The sequence below is a fragment of the Streptomyces sp. SID5469 genome, from assembly GCF_009862865.1.
Classification (GTDB): Bacteria; Actinomycetota; Actinomycetes; order Streptomycetales; family Streptomycetaceae; genus Streptomyces; species Streptomyces avermitilis.
Genome location: NZ_WWIN01000001.1, coordinates 5790543 through 5804799, shown reverse-complemented (window position 1 = coordinate 5804799; position 14257 = coordinate 5790543). Strand labels below are relative to the sequence as shown.

The 14257-nt window shown below is 70.1% G+C and carries 15 protein-coding genes; 10 read left to right on the top strand and 5 right to left on the bottom strand.

The genetic code is table 11. The features are described 5' to 3' along the window. Positions 1–48 precede the first annotated feature (48 nt). On the top strand, positions 49–858 hold the full coding sequence (locus GTY58_RS24920; protein WP_010986185.1) for a helix-turn-helix domain-containing protein: 810 nt from the start codon (positions 49–51) through the stop codon (positions 856–858). A gap of 96 nt (positions 859–954) precedes the next feature. On the opposite strand, the gene GTY58_RS24915 is transcribed toward GTY58_RS24920, so the two are convergent. Next, positions 955–1386 (bottom strand): GNAT family N-acetyltransferase, encoded by a 432-nt coding sequence (locus GTY58_RS24915; RefSeq protein ID WP_037647995.1) that lies wholly within the window; start codon positions 1384–1386, stop codon positions 955–957. A gap of 101 nt (positions 1387–1487) precedes the next feature. On the opposite strand from GTY58_RS24915, the gene GTY58_RS24910 reads away from it, so the two are divergent. Further along, complete coding sequence (locus tag GTY58_RS24910) at positions 1488–2903, top strand: MFS transporter (protein ID WP_010986183.1); 1416 nt, start codon at positions 1488–1490, stop codon at positions 2901–2903. 62 nt (positions 2904–2965) lie between these two features. On the opposite strand, the gene GTY58_RS24905 is transcribed toward GTY58_RS24910, so the two are convergent. After that, positions 2966–3844, bottom strand: coding sequence for an NADP-dependent oxidoreductase (locus GTY58_RS24905; RefSeq protein ID WP_010986182.1), 879 nt, complete (start codon positions 3842–3844; stop codon positions 2966–2968). A 145-nt stretch (positions 3845–3989) separates the two neighbouring features. Between GTY58_RS24905 and GTY58_RS24900 the strand changes: the two genes are divergently transcribed. Further along, positions 3990–4391 (top strand): helix-turn-helix domain-containing protein, encoded by a 402-nt coding sequence (locus GTY58_RS24900; RefSeq protein WP_037648000.1) that lies wholly within the window; start codon positions 3990–3992, stop codon positions 4389–4391. 27 nt (positions 4392–4418) lie between these two features. On the opposite strand, the gene GTY58_RS24895 is transcribed toward GTY58_RS24900, so the two are convergent. Further along, entirely contained in the window at positions 4419–4910 is a 492-nt protein-coding gene (locus GTY58_RS24895; protein WP_010986180.1) for a MarR family transcriptional regulator, read from the bottom strand. Between the two features lie 117 nt (positions 4911–5027). Here GTY58_RS24895 and GTY58_RS24890 point away from each other — a divergent pair, with 117 nt between their 5' ends. The 4 genes from GTY58_RS24890 to GTY58_RS24880 all read left to right on the top strand — a co-directional run bounded on the left by GTY58_RS24890 (position 5028) and on the right by GTY58_RS24880 (position 7360). Then, positions 5028–5366, top strand: a complete 339-nt coding sequence (locus tag GTY58_RS24890; RefSeq protein WP_010986179.1) for a YnfA family protein — start codon at positions 5028–5030, stop codon at positions 5364–5366. A 110-nt stretch (positions 5367–5476) separates the two neighbouring features. Beyond that, the gene (locus GTY58_RS24885; RefSeq protein WP_010986178.1) at positions 5477–6256 is read left to right on the top strand and encodes an SDR family NAD(P)-dependent oxidoreductase; all 780 of its coding nucleotides are present in this window, start codon (positions 5477–5479) and stop codon (positions 6254–6256) included. Then, positions 6256–6405 (top strand): hypothetical protein, encoded by a 150-nt coding sequence (locus GTY58_RS39780; RefSeq protein WP_167544200.1) that lies wholly within the window; start codon positions 6256–6258, stop codon positions 6403–6405. The genes GTY58_RS24885 and GTY58_RS39780 overlap by 1 nt, the downstream gene beginning before the upstream one ends. Before the next feature lie 517 nt (positions 6406–6922). Next, positions 6923–7360, top strand: coding sequence for a hypothetical protein (locus GTY58_RS24880; protein ID WP_010986177.1), 438 nt, complete (start codon positions 6923–6925; stop codon positions 7358–7360). A 43-nt stretch (positions 7361–7403) separates the two neighbouring features. On the opposite strand, the gene GTY58_RS24875 is transcribed toward GTY58_RS24880, so the two are convergent. Beyond that, positions 7404–8597, bottom strand: coding sequence for an RtcB family protein (locus GTY58_RS24875; protein ID WP_010986176.1), 1194 nt, complete (start codon positions 8595–8597; stop codon positions 7404–7406). Between the two features lie 236 nt (positions 8598–8833). Between GTY58_RS24875 and GTY58_RS24870 the strand changes: the two genes are divergently transcribed. The 3 genes from GTY58_RS24870 to GTY58_RS24860 all read left to right on the top strand — a co-directional run bounded on the left by GTY58_RS24870 (position 8834) and on the right by GTY58_RS24860 (position 12299). Next, positions 8834–9709: a hypothetical protein gene (locus GTY58_RS24870; RefSeq protein WP_010986175.1), complete on the top strand. Its 876-nt coding sequence runs from the start codon at positions 8834–8836 to the stop codon at positions 9707–9709. A 139-nt stretch (positions 9710–9848) separates the two neighbouring features. Then, entirely contained in the window at positions 9849–10814 is a 966-nt protein-coding gene (locus tag GTY58_RS24865; RefSeq protein ID WP_037648005.1) for a DUF3558 family protein, read from the top strand. Between the two features lie 165 nt (positions 10815–10979). Then, positions 10980–12299 carry a DUF2637 domain-containing protein gene (locus tag GTY58_RS24860; RefSeq protein ID WP_010986173.1) on the top strand — a complete coding sequence of 440 codons (1320 nt, stop codon included), beginning with the start codon at positions 10980–10982 and terminating at the stop codon, positions 12297–12299. A 109-nt stretch (positions 12300–12408) separates the two neighbouring features. On the opposite strand, the gene lysS is transcribed toward GTY58_RS24860, so the two are convergent. Next, entirely contained in the window at positions 12409–14154 is a 1746-nt protein-coding gene (gene lysS, locus GTY58_RS24855) for a lysine--tRNA ligase (RefSeq protein WP_037648074.1), read from the bottom strand. Positions 14155–14257 lie beyond the last annotated feature (103 nt).

Sequence of the window (14257 nt, the reverse complement as noted above, 5' to 3'; positions counted from 1 at the left end):
CGGCTTTCCACCCGCCCGACCGTCAGTGGCCCGCCCTACGATCCCCTCATGGCCGCTCCACGCCGGGACACCCAAGGCATCGTCGACGCCGCGGAGCTCTTCGCGCGCGTCGACTTCCGGCGCCGCGAGCCCGCCGAGCCGCTGCGCCCGTATCTGGAGCACTACTGGCTGATCGACTGGGACCTGACGCAGCCGTACGCCTCCCATGTCGTCCCGCACCCGTCCGTCAATGTCGTCTTCCAGAAGTACGCGGGCCAGGAGGGCTTCGGCGAGGTCGCGGGCATCGGGCTGGAGCTGTTCACACAGAAGCTCCAGGGGCGGGGCCGGGTGTGCGGGATCAAGTTCCGGCCCGGCGGCTTCCGCCCCTTCGCGCCGGACCACGCGGCGACGGAGTGGACCGGTCGCCGGGTCCCCCTGCCGGAGGTGTCCCCGGGGGCCGACCTCCCGGCCGTCCTCACCCCGGACGACGAGGACGCGCGCGTGGCCGCCCTGGACGCCTTCCTGCTGAGCATCGGCCCGCGGCCCGACCCCCAGGCCGACCTCGCGATGGCCCTCGTCGACCGCATCCGCACCGACCGTACGATCCGTCGCGTCGGCGACTTCGCCCGCGCGGAGGGCGTGTCCGTACGCGTGATGCAGCGCCTGTTCGCCGCGTACGTCGGCGTCGGCCCGAAGTGGATCATCCTCCGCTACCGCATCCACCAGGCCCTGGAGCACGCGGAGAACTCCCGCGAGGTGGACTGGGCGGGCCTCGCCGCCGACCTCGGCTACGCGGACCAGGCCCATCTGGTGCGCGACTTCACCGCGACGGTGGGGGTGCCACCGACGGCGTACGCGGCGGGCCCGCACACCGGCTGATGTCGACCGGAGACAACATCGGCGTTCGAGCGTCCTGGTCGTTCGAGCGCCCTGGGCCCTGTCGTCAGACTCCCGTCCGCTCCGCGACGACAGGACCTAGTCGAGCCGCTTCACGAAGTGGAACCCGGTGATGTCCATGCGTTCGCGCAGATAGAAGCGGTGGGCGGCGGTGCGCTTCGTGCCGGAGTCCAGGTTCAGCACATGGCAGCCGAGGACGCGGGCGCGGCTCTCCAGGTGCGCGAGGAGAGCATGGCCGACCCCGCCGGAACGGGCGCTCTCCGCGGTCACCAGGTCGTCGACGTACAGCTTGCGCAGGGCGCTCGTATTGACGATCACGCGCCAGCCGGCGACACCGGCACAGGTCCCGTCGTCGGCGTAGGCGGCGGTGAAGCGCAGGCCCTGCGCGTACCCCTCGGCGTACACCTCCGCGAAGAGCTCCGGGGTCAGGTGCGGACGCAGTTCGCGCAGGACGGGCAGTATCTCGGCGTCGAGCCGCGCGTCGCCGGGCTCCAGGTCGATGATCTTCATACCCCGGCACCCTAGCGAGCCGGGGTCCGGGCCGGGTCCCGTACCGGCATTCGCGGTATTCGCCTTGACACCACCCGGGCGCCTCACCCACATTTATCTGCGTGACGCAGATACTGCATGACGCAAAAGAAAAACAGCTGCCCGCCCGCACCCGCTGGGCGGTCCTCGGGGTCGTTCTCGCCGCCGACGTCCTCGACCTCCTCGACAGCACCATCACGAACATCGCCGCCCCGACGATCGCCGCCGACCTCGGCGGCGGCACCGCCCTCGTCCAGTGGCTCGGCGCCTCCTACGCGCTCGCGCTCGGCGTGCTGCTCGTCCTCGGCGGACGGCTCGGCGACCGCCACGGCCGCCGCCGGCTGTTCCTCGCCGGGCTCAGCGGGTTCACCGCCGCCTCGCTCGTCTGCGGGCTCGCCTGGAACCCGCAGGCGCTCGTGGTCGCCCGCCTGTTCCAGGGCGCGTTCGGCGCGCTCGTCATCCCGCAGGGCTTCGGCATCCTCGGCGCCACCTGGCCACGCGACCAGATACGCAAGGCCTACAGCTGCTTCGGACCGGTGATGGGCCTGTCCGCCGTCGGCGGCCCGGTCCTCGCCGGGTTCCTCGTCGACGCCGACCTCGCCGGACTCGGCTGGCGCCCGATGTTCCTCATCAACCTGGTGCTCGGCGGAGCCGCGCTCCTCGCCGCCGCCCGGCTGCTCCCCCGTGACACCGGTGACCGCGCGGTCACCGTCGACGGGCCCGGATCGGCCCTCCTCGGCGGCGCCATGCTCGGCCTGCTCGGCGGGCTGATCCAGGGCTCGGCACACGGCTGGACCGCCACGCCCGCCCTCCTCACCGCCGCCGGCCTCGTCCTGTTCGCCCTCTTCTGCCACCGTCAGCGCACCGCCGAGAACCCCCTCATCCGGCCCTCCCTCCTCCGCAACCGCGGCTTCACCTCCGGACTCGCTCTCGGCACCGTCTTCTTCGCCGCCGTCGCCGGACTCCTCTACGTCATCTCGCTCTTCCTGCAACAGGGCCTCGGCCGCTCGCCCTCCGGGGCCGCGCTCGGCCTGATGCCGCTGTCCGCCGGCATCGTCATCGCGTCCATCGCCTGCTACCGGCTGATCGGCCGGCTCGGCCGCCGACTGGTCCTCGGCGGGCTGCTCATCACCCTCGCCGGAACGGCGTACCTGCTGACCCTCGTCGCCCTCTCCGGCACGGACACGGGCGCCTGGACCCTCGTACCGCCCCTGCTCGTCATCGGCCTCGGGATGGGCACCTGCTTCGGGAGCATGTACGACGTCACCCTCGGCGACATCACGGACGAGGAGGCGGGCAGCGCCGGCGGTTCGCTCGGCGCGGCCCAGCAGCTCGCGGGCGCCGTCGGAGCGGCCGCCGTCACCACCGTCTACTTCCACACGGCCGGCGGCGCGACCCACGCCATGACCGTGAGCCTCACCGTGGTCGCCGCCGTGACCCTGCTGTGCTGCTCCCTCGTACGACTGCTGCCGCGCAAGGCGCGCGAAGAGCACCATTAGCAGTCGCAGGGGGGAGCCGGGGCCAGGGAACCTGGGCATCGGAAGATCAGGGGATCAAGGGATCAGGGGATCAGCACGACCCGCCCCCGCAGGCCCCCCTCCGCCAGCCGGGCGTGCGCCTTGGCCACCTCGGCCAGCGCGTACGTCTCGGCCACCCGCGGGGTCAGCACGCCCTCGTCGACCAGAGCCACCAGCTCCGCGAGCCGCGCCCCGTCGGGGCTCACCTCGACCGCGCCCGTCCGCACCCCGCGCTCCGACGCCGGCTGCGCCTGCGGGATGACACCGGCGAACGCGCCGCCGTCCCGCACCCACTCCAGCGCCGCCGCGCCCAGGATCGCCGCGTCCAGCACCGCGTCCACACTCCCCGGCGCCACGGGCCCGGTCACCGACTCGGCCGCCCCCAGGGAACGTACGAGCTCCGCGTCGGCCTCGCGGGCCAGCGCGGTCACCGCGATGCCGCGGTGGGCGGCGTAACCGCCGACGGCGCCCGCCGCACCCGTCACCAGCAGACGCTGCCCCGGCTCCAGGGCCAGCAGGTCCAGGGCCTGCGCGGCGGTGAGGGCGTTGAGCGGCACGGTGGCGGCGTGCACCGCGTCCACCGAGACCGGCGCCTTCGCGACCGCGTCCGCATCCACGACCACGTAATCGGCGTGCGTACCGAGGGACTTGGCGGCGCCGTACGCCAGAGCCACCACCTCCTCGCCGACGGTCCAGCCCGTGGCCACGCCCACCGCGTCGATGGTCCCGGCCACATCCCAGCCGAGCCCCAGCCGCTTGCCCGCGCCACCGAAGACACCCGAACGCACGCCCGCGTCAACGGGGTTGAGCGCGGCGGCCGCGACCTTGATCCGCACCTGCCGGGCAGCCGGCTCCGGCACCCCGGTCTCCACGATCTCGACGGCCTCGGGCCCACCGAAGGACGTCACGACTACAGCACGCATGAAGCATCTCCAGATTCATAGGGTTTTGCAGGGCTTCACGGGGGTTCACATGGCTTTCTTTCCCGTTGCAACAACCCTAGGAAGAGCTACTATCTTTTGGAAAGTAGGCACCTGAAGGTGCGTACCTCACCGGGAGGTGACCCGTATGGCGACCATGACCGCCGCCCAGCGGCGCGATCAGGCGCGACGCGAGTACGACGCGTTCATCCGCAGCTGCCCCACCAACCAGCTTCTCGACCGCATCAGTGACAAGTGGGTCAGCCTCGTCGTCAGCGCGCTCGCCGCCGGATCCATGCGCTACAGCGACCTCGGCCGCAAGATCGCGGGCGTCAGCCCCAAGATGCTGACGCAGACGCTGCGCGCACTGGAGCGCGACGGGATCGTCGCCCGGACCGTGACCCCTTCCGTACCGGTCCGCGTCGACTACGAGCTGACACCCCTCGGCACCAGCCTCAGCTGCCTGCTCAGCGCGGTGAAGGACTGGGCGGAGCTGCACATCGAGCAGGTCAACGAGGCGCGGGAACAGTACGACGCGGAGGAGCACTAGGGCCGGGGCGGGAGTTGGGCCCCCGGTTCAGATGTCGCCCTCGCGCAGCCGGGCGACCTGTCCGGCGGTGAAGTCGACCGTGCGCCGCATATGGCCGATGATCAGGGCGAGTTCACTCGCGTCCAGCTCCTCGAAGAGCATGTACCACCGGGGGCCCAGCCGGTCCCACAGCCGCCCGAACTCGGCCATCCGCTCCGGCACGGTCGCCACCAGCACCCGCCGCCGGTCGGCCGCGTCCCGCTCCCGTACGACGTAGCCCGCCTTCTCCAGCCGGTCCACGAGCCGCGTCGCCGAACCGGTCGTCAGCCCCGTCAGCTCGGCGATCCGCCCGGTCGTCACGGGCCCGGCCTCCAGGCCGAGCAGGTTCAGGCACTGGAGATCGGTCGGATGCAGCTTCAGGTGGTCGGCGATGGCCTGGTTGAACAGGGCGTACGAGGCCATGTACCGCCGGGACACGTCGGACAGCTCGTCGAGCAGCCGCTCCCGCGCGCTTCCGCCGCCGTCGGCCTTCCCGGACATGGCACCCGCCTTTCGTCTGCGTGGTGCAGAAATCGTACGACGCAGACGTCTCGTGGGTCAGGGGCCGGTCGCTCCCGACAAACCGCGTGCCGAGAAACCGCGTGCCACAGTGACCGCATGCTCGTCCTCCGCTCCGCCGCCCTCTTCGTCGCCGCCGCCCTCTTCGAGATCGGCGGCGCCTGGCTCGTCTGGCAGGGCGTGCGCGAACACCGCGGCTGGCTGTGGATCGGCGCGGGCGTCATGGCGCTGGGCGTGTACGGCTTTGTCGCCACCCTCCAGCCGGACGCCGAGTTCGGCCGCATCCTCGCCGCGTACGGAGGCGTCTTCGTGGCCGGCTCGCTCGCCTGGGGCATGGTCGCGGACGGCTACCGGCCCGACCGCTGGGACGTCACCGGCGCGCTCATCTGCCTCGCCGGAATGACAGTGATCATGTACGCGCCGCGGGGCGGCAACTGAGCCGAGGGACGGCACCCGCCCCCGCGCGCACGGCACCGGCCTATCCTGGCAGGCATACCCACAAGAGCCCGCCAGAGCGACGAGCAAGCGCACCGCAAGGAGTCACGTCCATGACCGCCCCCGCCGCCCCGTCCGCCGCCTCCCGTATCGCCGTCGTCACCGGCGCCAGCAGCGGAATCGGTGCCGCGACGGCCCGGCAGCTCGCCGAGGCGGGCTATCGCGTCGTCCTCACCGCCCGCCGCACGGACCGTATCGAGGCGCTCGCCAAGGAGCTGGGCGCGGCGGGCCACGAGGCGACGGCGTACGCGCTGGACGTCACCGACCGCGCGGCGGTCGACGAGTTCGCCACGGCCTTCAAGACCATCGGCGTCCTGGTGAACAACGCGGGCGGCGCACTGGGCGCCGACCCGGTCGCGAGCGGCGACCCGGCGGAGTGGCGCCAGATGTACGAGACGAACGTCATCGGCACGCTGAACGTCACCCAGGCCCTGCTCCCCGCGCTCACCGCGAGCGGCGACGGCACGGTGGTCGTGCTCACGTCCACCGCGGGGCACGGCACGTACGAGGGCGGCGCGGGCTATGTCGCCGCCAAGCACGCCGAGCACGTCCTCGCCGAGACCCTCCGCCTGGAGATCGTCGGCACGCCCGTCCGCGTCATCGAGGTCGCGCCCGGCATGGTCAAGACGGACGAGTTCGCGCTGACCCGCTTCGGCGGCGACCAGGAGAAGGCGGCCAAGGTCTACGCGGGCGTGGCCGCACCGCTCACCGCCGACGATGTCGCCGACACCATCACCTGGGCGATCACCCGCCCCAGCCACGTCAACATCGACCTCCTCGTCGTCCGCCCCCGCGCACAGGCCTCGAACACGAAGGTCCACCGGGAGTCGTGATGGCCGAGCCCGCCGGCGACGGGGAGCAGCAGCGGCTGGCCCTGGAGAAGAAACGGGAACGCTACGTCTGGTACTACCTCGCGTACTTCCTCTTCGGCATCCACATCGTCGCGTTCGTGATGATCTACGCGGTGACCCACACGAAGTAGGCGCAGCCGGGGAGCCGCCTCGGCATGGGCCCCCTCAGACAGACCGGTGGCCTCGCCCCCACAAGACTCGACGACGCGGCGGCTCACTCACACGGATGAACCGTCTCGATCACCCGGGCGATGACCGAACTCCCGACCTAGGCTCGCGCCACAACATCAAACAGGACGGCCCCCGGCCGGGACGGCAATCCCGACCGAGGGCCTGACCAGCAAGGAAGGACCATCTTCCTCATGGCTGACCGCGAGCCTAGCGCGCACCGAAGCACGCTTACCGACGCCCTCGGCGTCGACACGACGGGGTTCATGGACCTCGAAGACCCCCACTACGCCTACATGTTCGGGTTCTTGCAAGCCGACGGGCACCTGGAGCAAGGAGTGGGACAGAAGGGCAAGTTGTCCGTCGAGATCAGCGTCCGGGACATCGAGATTCTTCGCAGGTTCCAAGGATGTCGCCCCGCCACAAGGACAGTTCTCCCACCGCGACTACCTCCGAGGCGTCATCGACGCCGACGGTTCGGTGGGTTACACGAGCCAGGGCTACCCGTTCGTCTCTCTCACCACGCAGAGCACGGCCATCGGCGCCTACCTGTGCTTCTACGCCGGGAAGGTGACAGGAGCCGAGCGCACCCTCAAGCGCAACGCCCGAGACCGCATCTACAACATCCCTTACACGAAGGAGAACGCCCAGGAGCTGGCGGCTCACCTCTACTACAAAGACTGTCTGTCGCTGGCGCGTAAGCAAACCGCCGCCGACTCGCTGGGCGCTTGGGTTCGTCCGGAAGGCATGAAGGTCGCGCCCGACCGCCGGCGTTGGAACGGCTGGGAGGACCGCGTACTGCTGAGGCTGAACAACGACGCGGCAGCGGCAAAAGAACTCGGCCGAACCGAGAAGAGCTGCTGCATCCGTCTTTGGCGCCTGCGCACCGGCCAGGTGCCCATGCCAAGCGACCAATAACCAGATGGGCGAGGTCCCCGACTTTCCCCGGGGACCTCGTGCATCAGCCCTTTACACAGATGAACTGCTTCAGCTTTGCCACGACCTCGACGAGATCGCGCTGCTGCTCCATCACCTGGTCGATGTTCTTGTAGGCCGCCGGGATCTCGTCGAGCACGCCGGAGTCCTTACGGCACTCGACTCCCCGCGTCTGCTCTTCCAGATCCCGGACCGTGAAGCGCCGCTTCGCCGCGTTGCGACTCATACGCCGGCCCGCGCCGTGCGAGGCCGAGTTGAAGGCCTTTTCGTTTCCACGCCCCTTCACGATGTACGAGCTGGTGCCCATCGATCCGGGGATGATCCCGTACTCACCGGAACCCGCGCGGATCGCGCCCTTGCGGGTGACCAGCAGGTCCATGCCTTCGTACCGCTCCTCCGAGACGTAATTGTGGTGACAGGAGATCTCCTGGTCGAAGGTGGGCTTCGCCTTCTTGAACTCCTTCCGGATCACGTCCTTCAGGAGTGCCATCATGATCGCGCGGTTGTACTTGGCGTACTCCTGAGCCCAGTAGAGGTCATTTCGATAGGCCGCCATCTGCGGTGTGTCCGAGACGAACACCGCCAGATCACGGTCGACGAGCCCCTGGTTGTGCGGGAGCCCCTGCGCGACGCCGATGTGGTACTCGGCCAGCTCCTTGCCGATGTTCCGGGAACCGGAGTGCAGCATCAACCAGACCGAACCTGACTCATCGAGACAAGTTTCGATCAGGTGATTCCCTCCGCCGAGCGTTCCCATCTGCTTTATGGCCCGCCCCTGCCGGAACTTCACAGCCTCGGCAACCCCGTCGAACCGCCCCCAGAAGTCGTCCCAGCCAGCCGTGGCCATGCCATGGAACCGCCCCGGCTCGACCGGAGACTCATGCATCCCCCGCCCCACCGGAATGGCCTCCTCGATCTTCGACCGAAGCCGTGAAAGATCCCCCGGCAGGTCATTGGCGGTCAGTGACGTCCTGACGGCGGACATGCCGCACCCGATGTCCACCCCCACCGCCGCGGGACACACCGCGCCCTGCATCGCGATGACCGATCCGACCGTCGCGCCCTTTCCGTAGTGCACGTCCGGCATGACCGCGAGGCCCTTGATCCAGGGCAGGGTCGCGACGTTCTGCAACTGGCGCAGGGCGACGTCCTCGACCGTCGCCGGGTCCGTCCACATACGGATCGGAACCTTCGCGCCCGGCATCTCCACGTACGACATATCGTCCTCATTCCCCCGAAAAACAAACAGAAGTCTCAGATCGCAAAAACCAGCGCCAAGGTCAACGTTCAGGACAACGGACCGGCGTTCACGGCAGTGCGTGCGATACACATTGTCTGCAGGGGCCCGCCCCTCGCGGCAACCGAATTACGGCCCTCACCAGCCGTAACCAGCCGTGTCACCACTGGACGCACCCCGACCCCGGGGACCAGAGAACCGTCGAGAGGAGCCTCACCGTGCAGCGGAAGGCGTACGTACCCGGCGCCGCCGTGCTCCTCGCGGCGCTGCTGGCCGCCTGCACCGGCGGATCCGGCAGCGACAGCCCGCCGGACGACCCGAAGCCCGGCGATACCGGCCCGAGCGCCACGGCCGCCCAGCCCGGCAAGTACCGCACCCTCTCCGACGCGTGCAGCGCCCTGAGCCAGGGCACGCTCGACTCGCTGCTGCCCGGCATCGAGCAGCTCACGGACCAGGAGCAGCGCGACCGGGCGTACCAGGGCGAGGCCACGCCCACCTATGACAACGACCGCCGCTCCGGCTGCCGTTGGAAGGCCGAGTCGACCGACGCCACGGACCATCTGCTCGTCGACTTCGAGCGGGTCGTCTCGTACGACAACGCGGTCAGCGACGACACCCGCGCCCAGAAGGTGTTCGCGGCCAAGCAGACGGACGCGAACCTTCCGGAGCCGTCCGCGAGCGGCTCCGGTCCCGAGGGTTCCGAGGGTTCCGAGGGTTCCGAGTCGTCCACGAGCACGAGCCCGTCCGGCTCGGCGTCGCCCACGCCCTCCGGCGACAGCAGCAGGAGTGCGGGTTCCGGCGGCGCCTCTTCGTCCGGCTCCGCCACCGCGACCGCCGGTGCCACGGCCACCGGAACCCCGGCCGACCTCCAGCCCCGGACCCTCGACGATCTCGGCGACGCGGCGTTCCTGAACGACGTGCTGAGCACGGCCAGGCAGCGCACCGTGACTGTGGTGTTCCGCACGTCCAACGTCGTCGTGAGCATCGGGTACGACGAGCAGTCGGCGCATCCCGGCACGGTCCCCGACAGCGAGGAAATGCAGGACAGGGTGCGGAAACTGGCCCAGCAGCTCGCCGATTCGTTCGCCGGGTAGCCCCCTTGGGCCGGTCGGCGGCCCCGATCCGCAAAGCCCCCGAACGGGAACCGCACAGGTTCTCCACCGCGTACCGTGGCCCCTCGGACCCGATCCGACCGCACGATCCACGAGCGTCATGAGTGGAACCACGAGCGTCATGAGTGAAGGAACCATGCACCGACCTGCACAGCGAGACCAGCGAGACCAGTGCGAGCAGCGCCGACCGCTCGAGCAGCGCGAGGAGCCGGCGCGCCGGACCTCGCGACTCCACCGCGTCGCCCTTGTCTGCGCGGCCGCCGTCCCGGTGATGCTCGTCGCCTCCGGCTGCTCCTCGGACTCCGGCTCCGGTGACGACGCGCAGAAGGAAGCCGCGACGAGCAGTGCGCAGCCCTCGCAGAGCGCCTCGGAGAAGGCCGTGCAGGAGGCCGCGTACGCGACGCTGCCCAAGCCCTGCGACGCGCTGGCGAAGAAGACGCTGGCGGATCTCGTCCCGAAGGCGAACAAGTCCGGCAAAGCGGGCGCTTCGAACGAGTCGGGGACGCGGGGCAGCTGCTCCTGGGACAGCCTCGACAACAACGGCGTCAAGGGCTCGCAGTTCCGCTGGCTGAACGTGTCGTTGCTGCGCTTCGACTCGGACGCGGCGCGCGGCGAGGGCAACGAGCTCGCGCAGGAGTACTACGTGAAGCAGGTCAAGGACGCGCAGGCGGTGGAGGGCGCGAAGAACGCCAGGACGCAGCCGGTGTCCGGGACGGGCGACGAGGCGACGGCGGTGCGGTACGACCTGAAGAAGAAGGAGGGTTCCTTCAAGCAGCAGACGGTCGTGACGCGGATCGAGAACGTGGTCGTCACGCTCGACTACAACGGCGCCGGACTCGCCGGTGAGAAGACCCCCGACGCCGCCGACCTGACGAAGGCGGCGGAGAAGGCCGCGAAGGAGACGGTGGCCGCGGTCATCGCCGCGAACCAGGGCGACGGCACGGCGAGCGAGAGCGCGGCGCCGTCGAAGGAGGCCTCGAAGAGCGCCTCCCCGTCCAAGTCGGCCTCGAAGCCGGCCTCCGGGTCCGCCTCGAAGGACGCCTCGCCGTCCGCGTCGGCGTCGGCGTCGGCGTCCAAGAAGAACTGACCCGGATCCTGGCCGTCGGATGCCGCTCAATTCGTAGCGCCACCAGGGCACTTGCCGGAGCCCGGTCCTCCCACGGATCGGGCTCCTGCCGTACCGGCCGCCCGTTCGCCGTACGCATGTGCCACCCTGTTGCGCGCAACAACATGCACAGGGAGGGGAGTACAGGTGTCCGCGCCACTCCAGCTGACACGGATGCACCGGGTTCTCATCGGCGTGGTCGTCACCGGTGCGGTCATCATCGCCGGTATCGGCTTCGCCGGTTCGTACGCGGCCGTCCGTGAGCTCGCGATCAAGAAGGGCTTCGGGAACTTCTCGTACGTCTTCCCGATCGGCATCGACGCGGGGATCTGCGTCCTGCTCGCCATGGACCTCCTCCTCACCTGGATCCGCATCCCCTTCCCCCTCCTGCGCCAGACGGCGTGGCTGCTCACGGCGGCGACGATCGCGTTCAACGGCGCGGCGGCCTGGCCGGACCCCCTCGGGGTCGGGATGCACGCGGTGATCCCCATCCTCTTCGTGGTCGCGGTGGAGGCGGCCCGGCACGCGATCGGCCGGATCGCCGACATCACGGCCGACAAGCACATGGAGGGCGTACGCCTCACCCGCTGGCTGCTCTCCCCGGTCCCCACCTTCCTGCTCTGGCGCCGGATGAAGCTGTGGGAGCTGCGCTCCTACGAGCAGGTCATCAAGCTGGAGCAGGAACGTCTCGTCTACCAGGCGCGCCTCCACTCCCGCTTCGGCCGCGGCTGGCGCCGCAAGGCCCCGGTGGAGTCGCTGATGCCGCTGCGGCTGGCGCGCTACGGCGTCCCGCTGGCGCAGACGGCGCCGTCGGGCCTGGCGGCGGCGGGTATCGAACCGGTGCTGCTGCCGCCGGCGCCGCAGCCGCAACCGCAGCTCGAGGCCGCGGACCCCGCCGCGGGCAGCCTTGCCGCCGGGCCGGCGCCCGCCCCGCAGCAGGCGGCGGCGCCTCAGGACAACCGGCCTCCCGAGCAACCGGAATACCCCGAGGAGCCGGGGCCGGACCAGAGCCCGTGGTTCCAGGCACCTCAACAGCAGGTCGTCTACGGGGGCGGCTACGATCCGTCGTACGAGCCTGAGGAGGCGTACGAGCAGTGGTACGAGGAGCAGGGGCCCGAGCAGAATGAGCCGGACCCGGAAGAGACCGGCAACTTTCCGATCCCGGCGGGCCCCGGCCGTACGCGCCAGCTGGGCGACGGCGGCGCCCCGGAGCCGGAGCCGTTGCCCATCCCCGCCCAGCGGGTGGAGCAGTCGCCGCTCTCGGACGAGAAGTCCCGCGAGGAGAGCTTCTACCAGGTGTTCCGCCAGTCGATAATGCCTGGCCAGGGGCTGCCCACGAAGGGTGAGTTCGGCAACAACGTCGAGGCCACGTATGGCGTCACGCTCACCGACAGCGAGCTGAAGCGCTATATGAACCGCTTCCAGAACCGTTTCAACACGGAGCTGGAGGAGGACCACATCGCGTAGTTCCCGAGCTCGCGTACGCTCCCGCGGGCGTACGGCGATCTTGAGCTCGTGTACGACGAAGGGGGCGCCCGGCGAACACCGGGCGCCCCCTTCGTCGTAGCCGCCGGGGTTACGCGCCGAGCAGCTTGCGCACCCGGTCCTGCCCGACCGCGAGGAGCAGCGTGGGCAGACGCGGTCCGGTGTCACGGCCGACCAGCAGGTGGTACAGCAGCGCGAAGAAGGTCCGCTGGGCGACCTTGATCTCCTGCGGCAGCTCCTTGGGTGTGGCGTCGGCGGAGAAGCCGGCCCGCACCTTCGGGACGCCGTACACGAGGTGGGTGAGGCCGTCCAGGGACCAGTTGGAGTCCAGTCCCTCCAGCAGCAGCCGCAGCGACTCGCGGCCCTGGTCGTCGAGGGACTTCAGGAGGTCGGCGTCGGGCTCGTCGCGCACGACGGTGCGCTCCTCGGCCGGGACCTGCGTGTTGATCCAGGTCTCGGCCTTGTCGAGCCGGGGCCGGACCTCGTCCAGGGACGTGAGCGGGTTCTCGGGGTCGAGCTCGCTCAGGATCCGCAGGGTCTGGTCCTCGGCGCCGGCGGTGATGTCGGCGACGGAGGCGAGGGTGCGGTAGGGCATCGGGCGGGGGGTCCTCGGCAGTTCCCCGGCGGCGGTGCCGATGGCACGCGCGTACGCGGCGGCGTCCGCCGGGAGTACGGCCCCGTCGGCGACCTTGGCCGCCAGCTTGTCCCACTCGTCGTAGAGCCGCTGGATCTCCTGGTCGAAGGCGATCTTGAACGACTGGTTGGGCCGGCGGCGGGCGTACAGCCAGCGCAGCAGCTGCGGCTCCATGATCTGGAGCGCGTCGGCCGGGGTGGGGACGCCGCCCTTGCTGGACGACATCTTCGCCATGCCGCTGATGCCGACGAACGCGTACATGGGTCCGATGGGCTGCTTGCCGCCGAAGATGCCGACGATCTGGCCGCCCACCTGGAAGCTGGAGCCCGGGGACGAGTGGTCGACACCGCTCGGCTCGAAGACCACTCCCTCGTAGGCCCAGCGCATCGGCCAGTCGACCTTCCAGACCAGCTTGCCGCGGTTGAACTCGCTCAGCCGCACGGTCTCGGAGTGGCCACAGGCGGTGCAGGTGTAGCTCAGCTCGGTGGTGTCGTCGTCGTACGCGGTGACCGTGGTGAGGTCCTTCTCGCACCGGCCGCAGTACGGCTTGTACGGGAAGTAGCCGGCGGAGCCGGAGCTGCCGTCGTCCTCCGCGGCGGCGCCCGAGCCCTCGGCGGCCTCCAGCTCGGCCTCGTCGACCGGCTTCTGGCCCTGCTGCTTCTTGGCGGGGGCCTTCTTGGTGCGGTACTGGTCGAGGATCGCGTCGATGTCACCGCGGTGCTTCATCGCGAACAGGACCTGCTCGCGGTAGACGCCCGAGGTGTACTGCTCGGTCTGGCTGATCCCGTCGTACTCGACGCCCAGCTCGGCCAGCGCCTCGATCATCGCGGCCTTGAAGTGCTCGGCCCAGTTCGGGTACGCGGAGCCCTTCGGGGCCGGCACGGACGTCAGTGGCTTGCCGATGTGCTCGGCCCAGGACTCGTCGACGCCGGGGACGCCGGCCGGGACCTTGCGGTAGCGGTCGTAGTCGTCCCAGGAGATCAGGTGGCGCACCGTGTGCCCGCGGCGGCGGACCTCGTCGGCGACCAGGTGCGGGGTCATGACCTCGCGGAGGTTGCCGAGGTGGATCGGGCCGGACGGGGAGAGGCCGGACGCGACGACCACAGGTTTGCCCGGGGCCCGACGCTCCGACTCCTCGATGACCTCGTCCGCGAAACGGGAGACCCAGTCGGTGGTCTCGGTGCTCTGAGCCACGATCGGCACGTCCTTCTTTCTCATACGCCAGTACGGCTGACCCGACCATTCTCCCAGCTCGGGCCGCAACCGCGAAAACGGCTTTTCACCGCGTGGGATACTGGCTTTCCTG